10 protein-coding genes and 1 pseudogene are annotated in these 16,393 nt (G+C 57.3%); 4 read left to right on the top strand and 7 right to left on the bottom strand.

Annotated elements, in window-relative coordinates:
• Positions 1-156 precede the first annotated feature (156 nt).
• The 3 genes from NKH13_RS26040 (at position 157) to NKH13_RS26030 (ending at position 4,440) form a co-directional block, all read left to right on the top strand.
• Positions 157-1,105 (top strand): IS630 family transposase gene (locus tag NKH13_RS26040; RefSeq protein ID WP_352915419.1). Its coding sequence is split into 2 segments (ribosomal slippage): positions 157-492 and positions 494-1,105, totalling 948 coding nucleotides; the frame shifts between segments, so codons are not numbered across the junction.
• Positions 1,106-1,932: 827 nt separating this feature from the next.
• A complete protein-coding gene (gene bcoG, locus NKH13_RS26035) occupies positions 1,933-2,832 on the top strand; it encodes a 3-dehydrocarnitine:acetyl-CoA trimethylamine transferase BcoG (protein WP_352915405.1) in 900 nt (299 codons plus the stop codon).
• 90 nt (positions 2,833-2,922) lie between these two features.
• Complete coding sequence (locus NKH13_RS26030) at positions 2,923-4,440, top strand: carnitine 3-dehydrogenase (protein ID WP_352915404.1); 1,518 nt, start codon at positions 2,923-2,925, stop codon at positions 4,438-4,440.
• Positions 4,441-4,802: 362 nt separating this feature from the next.
• On the opposite strand, the gene proX is transcribed toward NKH13_RS26030, so the two are convergent.
• The 7 genes and pseudogenes from proX to NKH13_RS25990 all read right to left on the bottom strand — a co-directional run.
• A complete protein-coding gene (gene proX / locus NKH13_RS26020) occupies positions 4,803-5,813 on the bottom strand; it encodes a glycine betaine/L-proline ABC transporter substrate-binding protein ProX (RefSeq protein ID WP_352915403.1) in 1,011 nt (336 codons plus the stop codon).
• Between the two features lie 140 nt (positions 5,814-5,953).
• Positions 5,954-7,186, bottom strand: coding sequence for an NAD(P)/FAD-dependent oxidoreductase (locus tag NKH13_RS26015; protein WP_352915400.1), 1,233 nt, complete (start codon positions 7,184-7,186; stop codon positions 5,954-5,956).
• A gap of 50 nt (positions 7,187-7,236) precedes the next feature.
• Complete coding sequence (locus NKH13_RS26010) at positions 7,237-7,560, bottom strand: 2Fe-2S iron-sulfur cluster-binding protein (protein WP_352915398.1); 324 nt, start codon at positions 7,558-7,560, stop codon at positions 7,237-7,239.
• A 120-nt stretch (positions 7,561-7,680) separates the two neighbouring features.
• Positions 7,681-8,520, bottom strand: a complete 840-nt coding sequence (locus NKH13_RS26005) for a sterol desaturase family protein (protein WP_352915395.1) — start codon at positions 8,518-8,520, stop codon at positions 7,681-7,683.
• A gap of 178 nt (positions 8,521-8,698) precedes the next feature.
• On the bottom strand, positions 8,699-9,547 hold the full coding sequence (locus NKH13_RS26000; RefSeq protein WP_352915394.1) for a 3-methyl-2-oxobutanoate hydroxymethyltransferase: 849 nt from the start codon (positions 9,545-9,547) through the stop codon (positions 8,699-8,701).
• A 323-nt stretch (positions 9,548-9,870) separates the two neighbouring features.
• The gene (locus tag NKH13_RS25995) at positions 9,871-10,809 is read right to left on the bottom strand and encodes a LysR substrate-binding domain-containing protein (RefSeq protein WP_352915393.1); all 939 of its coding nucleotides are present in this window, start codon (positions 10,807-10,809) and stop codon (positions 9,871-9,873) included.
• 829 nt (positions 10,810-11,638) lie between these two features.
• Positions 11,639-11,998: pseudogene (locus NKH13_RS25990) on the bottom strand (thiolase family protein); the annotation flags it as partial.
• A 691-nt stretch (positions 11,999-12,689) separates the two neighbouring features.
• On the opposite strand from NKH13_RS25990, the gene NKH13_RS25985 reads away from it, so the two are divergent.
• Positions 12,690-15,665: an NAD(P)-dependent oxidoreductase gene (locus tag NKH13_RS25985; RefSeq protein WP_352915392.1), complete on the top strand. Its 2,976-nt coding sequence runs from the start codon at positions 12,690-12,692 to the stop codon at positions 15,663-15,665.
• The last annotated feature ends 728 nt before the right edge of the window (positions 15,666-16,393 follow it).

Here is a 16,393-nt window from a genome sequence, read left to right as displayed (position 1 = left end):
CAGATTAGCCCGCGGCTTCGTTCAATCCGGCTTGCAATGAGGTCCGACGTCGAGCCTGCGTGCCCCGGCTGTGCCCGGACCTCACAGAACCCTTCAGATTCCCGTGAGAGTGGTTTTGTGATTCAAGATGCTGGCTGGATCGGAGGCCAGCATCAGATGACGGCTCCCCTTTCGAACGATCTACGTGAGCGTGTTGTTGGCGCGATCGAGGCTGGCGAGAGCTGCCGCTCGGTGGCGGCTCGTTTTGGCGTGGCGGTTTCGTCGGCGGTGAAGTGGTCGCAGCGCTATCGGGCGAATGGGTCTGTGGCACCGGGTAAGATGGGCGGCCACCGCAAGCATGTTCTGGAGCCGCACCGGGCGTTCATCGTGGAACGGATCAACCAGACGTCGCATCTGTCGCTGCATGGGCTGAAGGACGAACTTGCGGCGCGCGGTGTGAAGGTCTCGCACGACACGGTATGGCATTTCCTGCGGCGCGAAGGATTGCGGTTCAAAAAAAACGCTATTCGCCCTTGAGCAAGCTCGCGCCGATGTTGCCCGCCGACGACAACGCTGGCGTTCCTGGCAGGCGGGTCTCGATCCGGAACGGCTGGTGTTCATCGACGAAACCTGGATCAAGACCAACATGGCACCGCTGCGCGGCTGGGGACCATGCGGCAAACGCCTGCGCGGCTTTGCTCCGCACGGCCACTGGCGCACGCTGACCTTCCTCGGCGCCCTGCGGCTCGACCGTCTTGCTGCCCCTTGCGTCTTCGATGGACCGATCAACGGCGAGAGCTTCCGGGCCTATGTCGAGCAGCAGCTCGTGCCAGTGCTCCAGCCCGGCGACATCGTCGTCATGGATAATCTTGGCTCCCACAAGTCGGCCGCCATCCGGCAGATGATCCGCGCCGCAGGCGCCAGGCTTTGGTATCTGCCGCCATACTCGCCCGACCTCAACCCAATCGAGCAAGCCTTCGCCAAGATCAAACACTGGATGCGAGCCGCCCAGAAGCGAACCATCGACGACACCTGGCGACACATCGGCCACCTCGTATCAACCATCGAACCCAATGAATGCAGAAACTACTTTGCAAACGCTGGATACGCTTCTGTCAAAATCTGAAACGCTCTAACGCGTTGGGCCGCAGCTGACGCTGGGTTTAGGGCCTCATTGGATTAGGCTACGATTCGACGAGGTTTTGTTCACTCATGGCATTTGCCCTGAGTGATTTGTTTTCGTGACCCCGTCGCGGCTTGCGTGGATCGCCCCTGGTCAAAAGTGTTCATCGCCCTGCATTGTGAGAGGAAGGCAGCATCGAGCCAGCCGCAGACGCCGATGAAGGGAAGCGAGTCGTGACCCGGCAAACATAACGCCCTCCAAATAATGAGAGTTATGCGAAGCATCCGCGCAACCGGCGGCCATCTCGGCCGTCTGTAGCGGACATGATCCGGTCCACTCTCGCTGACGATTGAAATCGACACACATATACCTAAGGCCTTTGTCAGCTTAGTGAAGTAAAACAACAACTTATACTGGTTGGCACAGATAGCGACATGCACATTCGCGGGCCTGGTTTCGAACCCCGCTCCCCACGAGATAGATGGAACATTTTAGCGCCTTACTTCCCCTGCGACCTTGACGGGCGTCACTTTTATATATAATGCTCATTCTATCCGAAAGCGATCGTCCCGGTTGGATTGGGCCGCTGCGATGGCAGCCCACTTGCACCTGCATTTTGTCGCAAATGACGCCTAAATAAGAAAAGGTGTTGAAGACAGTTGTTCGAAAAAGGGATCAGCGCCTTCCGATGCCGAGTTGACTCGGGAATCCGATCGCAAGCGACGTCCATAGATTGGCATAGAATTACGGGAAAAAAGTCTCAGCCCTCTGTGCGCCGCGATGCCTTGCATCCTCCGCTGCCACCTTGCACTCACCTAAGGAGAAGATTAATGCCCCTTTCTATGAATCGCGACGTTTTTATTACGTGTGCCTTGACCGGTGCAGCGGACACTGCATCCACGTCCCGCCACGTTCCGCGTTCGCCGAAAGAAATTGCAGCCGCTGCCGTCGAGGCTGCAAAGGCGGGAGCAGCAGTCGTGCATGTTCATGTTCGTGACCCTGAAACCGGGGCGCCGTCTCGAAAGAATGAATTATACAAAGAAGTCACTGACCGCATCCGGCAGGCAGATACTGACGTTGTGCTAAACATCACCGCAGGTATGGGCGGTGACATGATTTTCGGCAGTGTCGAACAGCCGTTTCCACTCGATTCCGCCACTGATCTTGTGGGTGTAACCGAAAGGTTCAGCCACGTTCTCGAGTGCGCTCCAGAGATCTGTACGCTTGATTGCGGGACGATGAACTTCAAGCTCGGCGATTATGTGATGGTGCATACGCCATCGACACTTCGCGCGTTGGCAAAGATGATGACCGACTTTGGCGTTCGCCCGGAGATGGAGGTCTTTGATACGGGACATTTGTGGTTCGCAAAGCAACTTGTCGAAGAGGGTCTGATTGAAGACCCTGTCTTGGTTCAGCTGTGCATGGGTGTCCCGTGGGGTGCTCCTAATGACCTCAACACTTTTATGGCGATGGTGAACAGCGTTCCCCCGACCTGGACTTTTTCAGTCTTTGCAATAGGGCGCGACGCATTGGCATATCCGGCAGCGGCAGTGCTAGCAGGCGGTAACGTGCGCGTTGGACTCGAAGACAACCTTTACGTTGCCAAGGGTCAGCTTGCAACCAACGGCCAGTTGGTCGAGAAGGCCGTTAATGTCGTCGAAAACATGGGTGGCAGGATTATCGGCCCCGATGAGGTCCGGCGGAAGCTTAAACTCACAAAGCGGTAAGTGCCTTCCTCCTCAGGAAGCGGGTCATCGCGACCTGCTTCCTGGCATGTTCGCCGCTCCAAGAAGACGCAATTCGGAACGTAAATCAAAATGGCTAAAATCAGCAGGGCGGCGTGTATTGGGGGTGGCGTCATAGGGGGAGCTTGGGCTGCTCGCTTCGTTTTGGCTGGCATCGATACGAGGATCTTCGATCCGCATCCCGAAGCCCAGCGGCTCATGTCCGAAGTCATGGCTAATGCGGAGCGTGCCTACGGGATGCTCACGAGCGCGCCCCTTCCCATCAAGGGCGCCCTACATTTCACCGATTCGCTCGAAGAGGCCGTGCAAGGTGCAGGATGGATTCAAGAGAGTGTGCCGGAGAATCTCGACGTCAAGCGAAAGGTACTCGTCCAAATTGACGCTGCCGCCGATCCCAAGGCCCTGATTGGCTCTTCGACTTCCGGCCTTATGCCGACCGATCTGCAGCTCGACATGAAGCACCCAGAGCGCATGTTCGTCGCTCACCCCTACAACCCTGTGTACCTGCTCCCGCTGGTCGAGCTCGTCGGCGGCGAGAAGACCCCGAGGGCAGTGCTTGAAGACGCAAAGACCAAGCTTGCTACGGTCGGCATGACGGGCTTGATCCTCAAGAAGGAAATTGAAGCTTTTGTCGGCGACCGCCTTTTGGAAGCCTTCTGGCGGGAAGCCCTGTGGCTGATCAAGGACGACATCTGCGATACGGAAACTCTTGATAATGTGATCCGCTACTCGTTTGGTCTTCGCTGGGCGCAGATGGGCCTCTTCGAGACGTACCGCATGGCGGGCGGTGGATCTGGCATGCGCGACTTTCTTTCAAAGTATGGTCCCAGCCTTTCCTGGCCCTGGACCAAACTAACCGATGTGGTCGACCTCGATGCTGCCCTTATTGAAAAGATCGCCGTCCAGTCTGACGCCCAGTCGGGGCAGCGTGGCGTGCGAGAACTCGAACGCATCCGCGATCAGAATCTCGTCGGCATCATGCAAGTGCTAAAGGCCGGCGATGAGGGGCGTGGCTGGGGTGCCGGGAAACTGCTGGCTGAGTTCGAGGCTCATCTCTGGAAGACGGCACCCAAACACCAGGCCAATCGACGTAACGAGGCATTAAAGCTTCTTGAACTGAAAGTTCCTGCTGCGTGGATCGACTATAACGGCCACATGACCGAATACCGATACACCCAGTCCTTCGCCGATGCTACCGAGGCGCTCCTTCAAATGATCGGCGTCGACACGGACTATGTAAAGGCTGGCCACAGCTACTTCACGGTGGAGAGCCATGTTCGGCTGCTTGCCGAGGCAAAGCTTGGGGATGCGCTGTATGTCCAGGCACAATTACTACCGTCGGACGGCAAGAAGATCCATACGTTTATGTGGCTGTATCGAGCTTCCGACGATACCCTATTGTCGACTTACGAGCACCTAATGCTCCATGTTTCGTCGAAGGAGAGTCGCTCCGTTCCCCCACTGCCTGAGGTAATGAGCAAGCTCAAGCCTCTCATCGACGCTCATGAAGTCCTCCCGGCTCCTGATGCGGCGGGACGCTCGGTTGGGCAGAGGGAAACTAAGGCCGTGATCGAGGGGCAATCTCGATGAGCGAAGCGGAAGCGGCGAGGCGCGGTATCACGCCGCTGGCGCGCTCGTGTCTTGAGCAACCGCCGGCTTCGGACCCGCAGATCATGGGTACCGGTCCGATACCGGCGTCGCGCAAGGCACGCCAAGAAGGGTCTACGCCAAGCTCTGCATGCGCCCAGGCCTAACAGAAGTGCACCCGCGACGGGGTTTGAACTCCTATCAAACTATCCATTCGATGAACGGCTGTTGAGTTAATTTCTGTCGCCGTAAAAGTGGGTCAGCTCATTTCTGAATAAATACTGGCTGTGATACTATCTTACTTATAAAAGGGCGAGTGCTTACGCACCCGCCCTTTCTAGTTTTAGCCACCAAGGATTTCAATTTCACTTCTTGGCTGCGGCATTTGCTTCTGCAATCCAGGCGTCCCACTGCGATTTGTGCTGCTCTTTCCACTGTTCGGCGTGTTTACGCACATCAGCTCGCGTATTCTGTCCGTCGTGTACGAGCTTATTCTCGCTGTTAACGTCGTCGAGCGGAACGGTCAGCAGCTCAAACCATCTCCGTGCCGGCGGGTTTTTGTCCAGGAAGGCCGTATTGGCGAGGACGTGTTGTGTAAACACCGGAAAACCAATGTTACCTATGCCGGCCACCTCGGTGACTGAATCAGCTTGATCTTCCGGAAGAGCGGTGGAGGTCACAGTCAACCATTCGACCTCGTGCCCTGGCCGCAGAACACCGCTTAGCCACAACGGCGTCCAGGAATAGTAGATTGTCGGCTTCCCCTCCTTGATGCGTCCGATCGCATCCGCAATGATGACTTCATAGCTGCCCTGAATTTGATGCACGGTATCCCGGAGGCCATAAGCATCCAGTTGATGATTGACAATTCGCTCGCAACCCCAGCCCGGATCACATCCGTATAAATCAGCCTTTCCATCGCCGTCGGAGTCAAACAGCTTGGCAATCGCCGGGTCTTTTAGTTGATTTATCGTCTTTATCTTGTAGGCGTCAGCGGTTTTTTTATCGATCAGATAACCCTGAATTGAGTTACCCACTATAGTGCCCACAGGTTGGAGGATCGCCTTGCCGCCCGCCTTCTCGTAGAACGCCTTGTGCAGCGGATCGTTATAGGCCGCGTAGAATGTTGCATCTCCGTTGGCTACCGCCAAGATGGCCGACTGCAGCTGCATAGAGGCCGATTCCTTTACATCGTAGCCAAGGTCTTCCAGACCGATGCTTACGAGTTCCTCCTGAAACCATTCTTCTACGTAGTTTTGATCGGCTGGCTGAACCGGCACTCCCTTGCCAGGCAGTTCATCTGCGACGGCTGCGCTTAGGGTGAGTCCATGTGCTATGAGCAGCAACGTCGCCGTCGTGAAAGAAAGAATTTTCATCGCCATTCCCCTTGTTGTTTTCACTTAGAAATCTCATCGGGCGTACTTCTAGGATAGCCATCGGCTAGGTGGTCCGGTCTGCCGATGGAGCCTGCACCCTGGCTGGTACGATCGCGAGAGCCGATCGGTGGGCGCGGTCATCAGGCGGCCTGAGATAATTTCACGGCGCGCGAAAGCAGCGACTTGACGTCTATGGACGCGTCGGCGACATATTCCGGCGAAATCGTCTGGCGTGACTCCAGGATCCGTTTTCCGGTCATGTAGGCCCGCGCGTCATTGATCGCATCTACCGCCAAGAGCCGATCCCCGCGGAAATACCAGATAGACCTGGAGCGTTGGTCGCCGGCTCGCTCGACAATTCGATCATGCCCATCATTCAGACCTGCAATCTGCAATTTGACGTCATATTGATCCGACCAAAACCAAGGTGTTGCCCCATACGCTTGCGACGCTCCGAGAATGTTTCGCGCCACCTGCTCTCCGTGGGCTATCCCGTGCCCCACGCTCTCAAGACGGATCTGGCGCCCTTCAAACGGGAAGGATGCGCATTCGCCCGCTGCCCAGATGTTCTGACCGGAAGTACGCCCCAGAGCGTCCGTCCAAATGCCGTTTTCGATCACCAGCCCTGCGTCCTCGGCGAGACGCGTTCTCGGCATGACCCCAATACCTACGATGACGAAATCAACGGCGAGTTCTGAGCCGTCTGACAGAAGGGCGCCGGAAACCCGATCCTCGCCGACGAGGCGATCGAGCCCAATGCTTTCCCGGATCACGACGCCGTTGGCCGAATGCAGCTCGCGAAAGAAGCTGGAAGTCTCCGCCGCCGCGACGCGTTGCAGAATTCGTGGGGCGGTTTCAATCAGTGTGACCTTTAGCCCAAGCTTTGCTCCGACCGCAGCAGCCTCAAGTCCGATATACCCGCCGCCGACAATGAGCAGTTTCCGTTCCGGACGGAACTCGGCCGCCATCGCGTCGACATCTGCGACGCTCCGGATCGTGTATACTCCATTCAGCGAACCGCCCAACACCTCCGGCAGTTGCCTCGCACTGGAGCCGGTTGCAATCGCAAGGTGCTCATAGTGGAAAATCTCTCCGCCTGCGCGTACCGTGCTGGTCGCGCGATCGATAGCGGTGACGCGCCGACCGAGCGTAAGGTTTATGTCATGATCCTTCCAGAAGAACGGCGCACGAAGAGACAGCCCATCTCGATCAATTTTGTCGAGCAGATATCCTTTCGACAGAGGCGGGCGCTGATACGGCGCAACCGGTTCTTCGCCGATTAGCGTTATTGCACCTGAATAGCCGAGCGTGCGCGCCTCCGCTGCGAGTGACGCTCCTGCTTGACCTGCACCAATGATTACAATGCCGGACATATCAACTTCCTCTGACCTAAGGGTCGGGCGAGCTGGCCGAGGGCGCGGTCTCAAGCCTGTCTTTCTGGCAAGTGCAGAATTAGTCCTTCGAGAGCATCGTTGACCTTGATCTGGCAGGTCAGTCGCGAGCGCGTGGAATCCGCCTTGTGGGCAAAATCCAGCATGTCCTCTTCCATCGGCTGCTTGGTAGGAAGTTTCGCGACCCAACTCGGTTCGACATAGGCATGACAGGTGGCGCAAGAACATGCCCCACCGCAATCAGCCTCGATCCCGGGGATACCGTTGTCGCGAGCCCCTTCCATGACGGTCGCACCGCGAGGGACATCCACGACATGCGCTTGGCCATTATGTTCAACGTAGGTGATTTTGATCATCGTGGACCTCCTCAGGTCTATGCGAGCGGACGGTACCGTGAGAGCGGGTGGCAGAGGCGACACTTTCTCCGGCGGCTGATGCAGTTTGCAGCGGCCTTGGAAGGCCGCGCTCGCGGCGAGCTACTTTTTTCGCATCTCTTTCATGCGTAGGCGTGTCCGCGCCGTGGCTTCTTCTGAACCATCGTGGAATGTGCCGAACCATGCGTCGAGAGGCACTTCCGTTCCACCGTAGTTGCACTCGAAGTAACGGTGATGCAACTGATGGAAAAAGTCGCCCACCGTTAGTCCCGCATCGCTGTCCTCTGTAGCCGTGACCGACTCATATCCTCCGTGGGAACTGACGGCTAAGAGCACTTTCTGCTGCAGATGGAAGAGGAAGTGAATGGGATGGGATGGGAGTACCAAATGGATGACAACCGAACTCATATAGATAACGTGCTCGATCGGGTGCATGGACATGCCGGACCATGGGCCGACATTTACGTTCCGATGGTGAAGGGAATGGACGTAGTTATAGAGCGGACCCCAATGGAGCAGGCGATGTATCCAATAGAAGTGGGTAAGGGTGTAGAACGGCATTAACACGAACCACAAGGCAAACCACACTGGATGAGTGCCGAAGTCCAGCATGGGCATGTAGCCGTTCGCATACGCCCACAGGCCAATGACCTCATAGGCTGTCCAAACCGTTACGCCGCTGGCGATGGACCAGAACACGTTGTCTAAGAACTGGTTATTGAAAGTGAATAGTGCGCTCTTCTTATGAAACGGACGGGCATCATATCGCAGCCGACTGCCCTGCATCTTGAATGTATAAAGATAGAGGTGCATGCCGCCAGCTACGAGTACCATCAGTCCAAGATTACGCAGGTAGACGAATGCAATCCAGTCAAAGCTAAAAGTTCGTGCGGTTTCCAAAGACGGCGACAGGTACAACCATGTCAGAACTGAGAAACCCACTACGATCAGTCGGTCCGATATCGGCAGCCAAGAATTCCATAAGAGCCTCAACCCATCGCCTGGTCCGCGCCTCAGATTGAACAGAGACCGATCCTCTAGCGGAAGGCTAGGATGATAATTCCATGTAGACTTTCCTGGTGTGGTTACTTCGGGCTTTCCTGCGTCATGTGTCATAGGGTCATCCTTCCAGCTGCGTGCCCAAAGGGGCCGGTTCGCTAAGCCGAGCACGGAACGCCTCAAGTTCATGAGGTTTCATGGAGATCGATACGTCGTCGTACGGAAAAGAGCCGTCACGCACGGCCGATTGGAACGCGCTCAGGGCCGCCATGCGTTCGCCCTCGATTTGCTCCTGCAAACGGCGCACGTTGCCGTACGCGTGGGCGTGGCGCGGTGGTTCTTTGGTCTCTCCGCAGATGTCCTCCGAGAAAAGGAAGGTGACATCTCCGCCGGATCCCGAGCCAATCGAGAAGGTGATCAGGCTCGTTTGCTTGTTGATCTCCTCAAGGACCTGCTGAGGAACGAGCTCGACCTCGACCGCGAACGCGCCGGCCTGTTCCATGGCGCGGAACTTGTCGACAAGCTTCAACGCCTCTTCTGCGGTGGTACCATAAGCCCGCAACCCGCCGATCCATGTGCTATAGGGCGGAACAAGTCCGACGTGACCCATTACTGGAAAGTCAAGATCGGCGAGCATCCTGATGGTATCAAGGCTGCGGGTCGTATAGAGTGCGTCTGCGCCTTGGTCCATCGCCCGCATAGCGCCTTTAAGTACGTCGGCTTCCGTCGGGTGATCGACGAGCATGAGCGCCGCGGTCACGAATGTATTGGGTGCGGCATCGCGCACCTCCTTCAGAGTTTGAGCGCGGGTGACGATCGTATCTATTCCCGCAGCAGCGGCCCGCGCCGCTTGTTCGCCATTCATCGCCGTCACTTCGGTCAATTGCAGCTTGCCTTTGTTCGCCCGCAAGTCTGCGACGGTCCAGTTTCGCTGAGCGGGTCGATGACCGAACGTGAATATGTTGCGCAATGTAGTGCTTTCTCGATGTAGCCGCGGGTCAATGCTCTTAGACTTCAGCTGTCACCGGTATTGCTAAAGCTGTTCCGGATCAAATGAAATTCAGTGCCCGCTTGCATTCCATACGAGAATGCATGGGCACCGACTAACCGGCCTTAATGTCTGAAAAAGCCCGCGCCGCAGGCGCCATGGTTCCGTGGGCGGTTCTTGCATTCCTACAACCAAGTCAACCATTCGGTCGGCCGATGTGTGAAAACGTTGAGCGAACGCAGCGCTACGCGGCGCCTGTAGTTCCTTTTAGAGAAGTACCAGCCCACTACATCGTCTTACGGTTCCTAGCGCCGCGAGCTTGCAGGAAATCCGGGAATGACACCGCCGTACTGACGAATCAGCCATTCTGCGAAAGGCTCGATTGGGAATTCCGGCGTCCGATCGGCGGGCCAAGCCAATTGATATTGGTCATCGGTTTGCAGGAACTGCGGGAGCGGAGTCACCAAGCGCCGCAATTCCAGCATGTTGCCAAGTTGGCGAAGCCAGCCCAAAGCCACGCCCTGGCCTGCGAGACAGGCTTGTATCGTGTTGTAGTAGTTGTTGAAGCCCATGGGTTGATGGTTCTTGGGTAGCTCCAACGAGAACTCCCGGAACCACTGCCGCCAGCCCACCCAAGATGGATGCTGCGCCTGCATATACAGCAGTTCACAATTCAATAGATCACCCACGCCCTGCAACGGACCGTTCTTGTCTAGGAACTCTGGCGAGCACACCGGGGTGAGAATATCAGGAAACAGCGGACGGGTTCTGAACCCGGCTAAATCGGGCTTGCCGAAGGTAAGTGCAAGATCAACCTGACCCGTCGGCTCGATGCCCTGGGGGTCCCAAGTCACTAGGAATATGTCGCGCCCGGGAAAGCATTCCCGCAGTTCGGCCAACCGCGGAAGAAGCATGAATGCACCATTTGCGGTCGAGGTAGACAACACTATCTGCTGCTTCGAACGCTCCTGCATTAAATCTTCGAGGACGTCGATGACCTGAGAGGTGGCAAGCGAATAAGCCTTAAGGAGCCGATGACCCGCTGAGGTCAGGGATATTTGCTTGTGGCCACGGATGAAGAGTGGTTGCCTGAGTCGATTCTCAAGCTCCATCATTTGTTTGCTGACGGAGCTTTGAGACAAGCCAACCTCTTCACCCGCGCGTGTGAAGCTTTCATGCCGAGCAGCAGCTTCAAAGGCCGGCAACAGTCGTTGAATGTTTCGATACAGCGCCTTGTTTTGCATGCAAATCCTACAATTGCCATTCAAGGTGTGACAACGATCCGCGGATTTAACCTAAGCTTAAGCGCCCACCGCCGCGGCTCTCATTCGCGTTACGTCAAGGGCGTTATCTTTTGTGCCGCCAAGATTCGTAGTTCGCGCCTCGATTGTCGAAGAGAGCGACTCAACAAGCGGCTCCGGCAAGCCTTTTAGCATCGTTACAAGACTGTCAGCCAGTCTGGTTTGCGCATTTGCCAGCATGGTCAACATGGCATTTTGTGTTCGGCACGAACCCTCATTCAGCAACTAGGCGCGGTGTTGTCCTCTCTAGCAGCCGACATAGCGCGCAGCACATCACTCTTTTGAAATTTTGGATTGTGTTACCATGCCCGGCAGGAACTCCGCCTAACTTCGTGTTGAAGCGTTTGATAAAGCCAGCTGAAGGAAAGTTCGGGCTCCATGCCCAATCAGCCGGGGTTGTACCGTCGCACCGATGTGAGTGTAGGCGGAGGCGATGGTAATGGGGCATGCTATGCGGCTCGCAAATGTCTCGGAAGGTAGCCAGGACGCCGTGGCACCCGCCGGTCCGCCTAACACTTTCATGCCGCATCCGTCGCAAAGCCCGTCTCAGCAGCGCGGCTTACCCTGGCCAGATCCTCGCCATTCTCGTCGATATAGATGCCATGATGAACCTGCCCCCGGATCGCGGGCGGTCTCTTCCAGCCTGTTCCATGATGAGGGGAATGTCCGGACATTCCCGGGAAAGGCGCAGTGCGACAATCTGGATTGACGCTGCGCTCTCACGTTGATTGCCGCGCTGTACCCGCCTCTGTTGACGATCGTTGCTTAGGTGCGCCCCGGAGTTCGTCCTCTGTGACGCGTTGGCAGCGGTCACCGTACCGTCCTTGTCGAAGGCCGGCTTCAGCTTTGTCATGGCATCGATGGTGGCACCGTGGCGGATGTATTCATCCTGGTCGACAATGGTGTCGCCCTTCCTGCCCCAGGCGGGGGTTTCCTTGGGCAGGCCGGCAATGATCGAGGCCTGGCGGGCCGGGTTCTGGCCTTGAGCGGCGGTCAGCACCTGGCCGAGGATAACCTCGTCGACCTCGTCGACCTCGGCGGCTTCAACACCGGCACGCGCCAAACGTTCCTTGATGACGGGGGCTCGCCCCGCTGTGCATCGGTGGCGGGATGGGTCGAAGCGTTGAACCAAGCGAACAGCGGAAAGAGGAGCAGCAGCGCCCTTCGTGATCCTGCTCGCGAAAAATGCCCGAGGCACTCGCCCGCCAGATGACGGGCGCACTCCGAATCCCAACGATCAGCATCGTGCCTCGCTGGCGGGCGATGGGCAGATCCTGGTGGTCCACCACAGTGCTGGGCATGTTGGAGATTTCCGACCGAAATCGTCAAGCTCTACGCCGAGCTCCACCACTCGGGTGAGGCGGCGGTCGCGGCCTACGCAGATGAGGTCCGCGAGCGCGGTTTTTCGGGACCCGTCAAGTGCGGGGGTCGTGACCGACATCACCGCAGCGCGCTTCCTGAGGCGCGCGCTGGAACGGCTGGCGGAGGGTTGGCTGAATTGCGACGACAGAGCAGGTACTCACCATGCCCTTCGCTAACCCTACCTCTAGGTCCACAAGACCGTCCGCGTCTGATATTGGCGCGGCTCGCCCCGCGCTGCGCATTAATCTGAACCACGATGTCTCAAATTGGTGTGTGTTTGTCGCAAGCATCGTAGCCACGTCCAAACGGACATCTACGATTTAGGCTCTTACGATCCGCTATCGGACGGGGAGTCAGAGCCACGCGCCTACCAAATTGGCGCGCGTCTTTAACCGAGCATTCCCCGTACGAGCCGAGCATCACGAACACAAACAACGTCTTACAGAGAGGACAACTCGCGCATGGCGACCATTGCTGAGATGAAGGAACAACTTGACCGCGAGAAGATCGCTACTCGCTCAGGTCCCCCAAAGCCGCCATCGAATCCCTTCTTCGGAGTAGGCCCAATCACTGACGCGACAATCGATGAGGTCGCCGGGAGATTGCGTCGCGTCGAATTCGATGCGTGGCTGGAAGCCAATTACCGAAAGCTTGATGACAAGGGCAACGACCTCGGTCCATTCACGACGGCCGAGATCGCACGCAGCATGCATCGAGGCTACCCCGCGGACAAGATTCTGACGGATATGATGCACTCCATCCATCAGTACTTCGAATTTCCCAAACAGAATCTGATGGCTATTGGACTTGGCGGGGGGCATAGCGGCTTTACGGTCGCGGTCATGCACCTCATGAACCCGAACAACATGAATCAGCGCGTTTTCGTGGACACGACGAAACCTGAAGCCGTCGAGTCCAGGGGCGCCGGATTCTTCAGACAATCCTGGGCGACACAGCTTCTCGAACTTCAGAAGTTTGCGCAGAACGGTCGAGCCGACAAAATTCAATTCGCCACCGTCGAGGGGTCCATTCCCACCGCAAAGGAACTCGAGGCACTCAGGACAACGCTGTTCTTCGGCGTGGGGCACGAAACTACCGGCGCCAACACCTATAGCCAGTCGGAGATCGAAGAGCTTCTGAAATGGCTCGATCGAGATCCCGAAAACCGCCATGCCGTCCTCGACGCAACGTCGATGTTGGGGGCGATGCCGTGGGGTGAGGCAGTCGTGCGGGAAGCTCTTACAAAATGCTGCGTATTCATGCCGTTCCAGAAGGCGATTGGCGGCATTTCAGGGTACTTCGTCGTTTCATTTACGCCCCAGGCATTGAAGCTTGTTGATAACAATCAGAACGATCCTGCTTGGGCCATTCCGCGCCAACTCAAGCTGGCTCCTCCTGTCGATGCGAAGCTCCCGGTCAGCGGCCAGAGATCGTTGGCCATTGGCCCGTTCTACGACGCGGAACAGCAGCGCATGCTTGGTGGCGTCATCAACACATACAGCGCGCTCGCCTTCGCCGAGACCACCTTTGGCCTTCTCCAGGCTGCCCGGCGGGTCGGCTCGGTGAGTGATCTGAACCGCCGCTCAGTAGAAAACCGCCGGGTGATCTCTGATTGGGTCGACAACAACTTGCTCCTTAAGTTCACTATCAGCGAAGCTGAAAAGCGCGGCGCTGCCGTTGTTCTTTTGAAGGTCATGGATCCTGATATCACTGACACACAGATACACGGCCGCATTATTGCCCGCTCGAAGCAACTTCTTGGCTACGAGGGCATCACGCATGTCAATGGTGAATACGAAAAAGGTCTGGACGCCGCTCGGTACGTAAACGCCTTCCCCGGCATGCCCGGCGACTACCGGTCCTGGATCGGCGGCATTCGCGATCCCCAGGACGTGCGCCTTCTTCTCGACAACCTCGGCTATGCCTACCGCAGAGCGAAGATTGCCGTCCTCGAGGAGGAACTGGCGGCGCGAGGTGAGCGGTTCGAAAACAGCCCCTCGGCAGTCGGCCTTGTCAGAAAGGATGATCCCGAACGCGCGTATACCGTCCTGGTTGCCGACCTGCTTGGCCTGCGCCTTGGTGAGGACTCGGCGCCGGACAGCAGTGAGATTGCGGCCTACATTCAGGAAAAAGGTGGCGAATTCCACTTTGGCGCCCTGCAAGATCGGAATGCTCTGCAAAAGGGAAGGATTCACTTCTTCTATCAGCCAGGGTTGAGCACCGAAGCTGAGCTGCTAGGCTGTACAGGCCATGGCGAGTACGACGCCCTCATCGCAGCAGCAACCTTCATTCCCAAGCAGTCTGTCTTTCCGCTCGGCGGTGTGCGGATTGGCGCCGGAACCGGAAACATGGGCTCCATCTCATGGGGTGGCCCTGACGGCGACGGTGGTGTCGCCCCGCTCATGAACACGCCGGGCATCAACAGCCGCGCTACGGCTCAAATGGCCATGAAGGCGCTCCTCAAAGTCGTTCCCAATATTTCCGTCGATGAGCTGCATGGAAGAGTCATTGCCGGGAATTTCGACACCGGGCGCGACCTGAAGGATTTCCCGACTGCAAAACTCGAAGGTCAGAAACTGGCTGTCTTGGGCTATGGCAACATCGGTAGGGAAGTCGCCAAGCTCGCATCAGCCTTTGGAATGCGCGTTTGCGTCTACGCCCGGGAAGCCCATCGCGCTTGGATCGAAGCTGAGGGCTTCGAATATGCCGATAGTCCGGTCAAGGCAGCGAAAGATGCAAACGTCCTCTCGGTACACGTCGGCCTTGGCCGCCTCGACAGGTCGACGGGCAAATTCAGCAATGCGGGCTTCGTGAACCAAGACGTGCTCTCTAGCCTTGCCAATGGGGCGGTGCTGATCAACTACGATCGGGGCGAGCTCGTCGACATCGAGGCTCTCGATGCCGCCCTGCTGAAGAACAAGATCAGCTATGTGGCGGTCGATGCCGATATCTTCAGCGACGCGAAAAAAGGTGCGCTGCGAGGGCCGCTCACGCCCTATCTGCCCTTGAGCGACCGGTATCCTGGCCGGCTCGAGCTCCTTCCGCACGTCGCAGCCGACACCGATCACCCGACCCGTGTTGCTGGCGCCAAGCAGGCCGTTGACCAGATTTTCGATGCGATCCAGTTCAAGGTGGTGAGAAACTTGAAGGGCGCTTTGCCGGCGGGATATGTCGACCTGGGCTCAACCGTCCCGGTGGGCGTTGGCAAGTCGACTTCGGCTAACCTCGGCGCCCTTGCGGACCAATCCGAACGGTTGCAGGCCCTGCGTCAGCTCTCCGAGCGGATCGCGGCTGTCATCGGCGGGATTGACTCGACGAAGGATCCGGAACGACGTGCGAGCATCATCGAGAGATACCACAGCGACCTCGCCCTCGATCTCCTCAAGCACCGTCGCATCCTAGAGGAAGCAGGTCTATTTGCTCCAGCGGTCGCTTGAAACCAACACGTCACATCCATAGGTTTCCCGACTGCTTATCCGATCATCGGTGGCCTTGACCGATTGCACGAGTGGGTGGTGGGTTCCTGCACCCATCCACCTAAGAAAAGGGTCAACTTCGCAGGATCCGCCACATCAAGGCCGAGCACAGGAGGACAATAGGGCGACGCCATAAACGCAATTCTCGCCGCCGCCGGCTACAACTTTTCGCTCCTGCGCTCAACTGGTACAGCCGGCTTTTGTAGCTTCTGATTGCCTTGCTCCACGCCACGCCGAAGTCGTACGCCGCCTAAATCCGATCATCGTTCACGGTCGACTCAGGATGAGATCCGTATCTTCCAGATCGCCGCGCTATGTAACTCGCGTCGCAAGGTCGGCATGCTTGAAAGGCTGCCCGGCGGGTAGCCTTCGACGCCCCCCACCCCACACCGATCGTCACGTGCTAACCATTCGGCCGGGCGGGGGAAATGTGGACGCAACCAACTACATGCAGTTCTGTGCGGCGATCGTCTGGAGGCATACAAGTGGAACGCCGACCAATGCGAACTGCAGTGGGCGCGAGCGACGGTTTCGGCGGTGACGGCAATCCTGAAGGATCCCGCCTATTAGCGGCATCACCTCTAAATGAACTACAATTTGCGAAAGACCATGATTAACCGCCAAGTGACCGCGTGACTATCCCGCTGCATTGCAGGCGAACATAATTGGCCGTTTATATCAATCCGACG

Origin of the sequence: Mesorhizobium sp. M1348, from assembly GCF_040317925.1 — a bacterium.
GTDB lineage: Bacteria > Pseudomonadota > Alphaproteobacteria > Rhizobiales > Rhizobiaceae > Mesorhizobium.
This window is presented reverse-complemented; position numbering and strand designations above follow the sequence as displayed.

Bases quoted from the DNA above. Each gene is read 5' to 3' on its own strand.
- bcoG (WP_352915405.1), top strand. From the start codon at position 1,933: ATGCCCCTTTCTATGAATCGCGACGTTTTTATTACGTGTGCCTTGACC.
- NKH13_RS26030 (WP_352915404.1), top strand. From the start codon at position 2,923: ATGGCTAAAATCAGCAGGGCGGCGTGTATTGGGGGTGGCGTCATAGGG.
- proX (WP_352915403.1), bottom strand. From the start codon at position 5,813: ATGAAAATTCTTTCTTTCACGACGGCGACGTTGCTGCTCATAGCACAT.
- NKH13_RS26015 (WP_352915400.1), bottom strand. From the start codon at position 7,186: ATGTCCGGCATTGTAATCATTGGTGCAGGTCAAGCAGGAGCGTCACTC.
- NKH13_RS26010 (WP_352915398.1), bottom strand. From the start codon at position 7,560: ATGATCAAAATCACCTACGTTGAACATAATGGCCAAGCGCATGTCGTG.
- NKH13_RS25995 (WP_352915393.1), bottom strand. From the start codon at position 10,809: ATGCAAAACAAGGCGCTGTATCGAAACATTCAACGACTGTTGCCGGCC.
- NKH13_RS25985 (WP_352915392.1), top strand. From the start codon at position 12,690: ATGGCGACCATTGCTGAGATGAAGGAACAACTTGACCGCGAGAAGATC.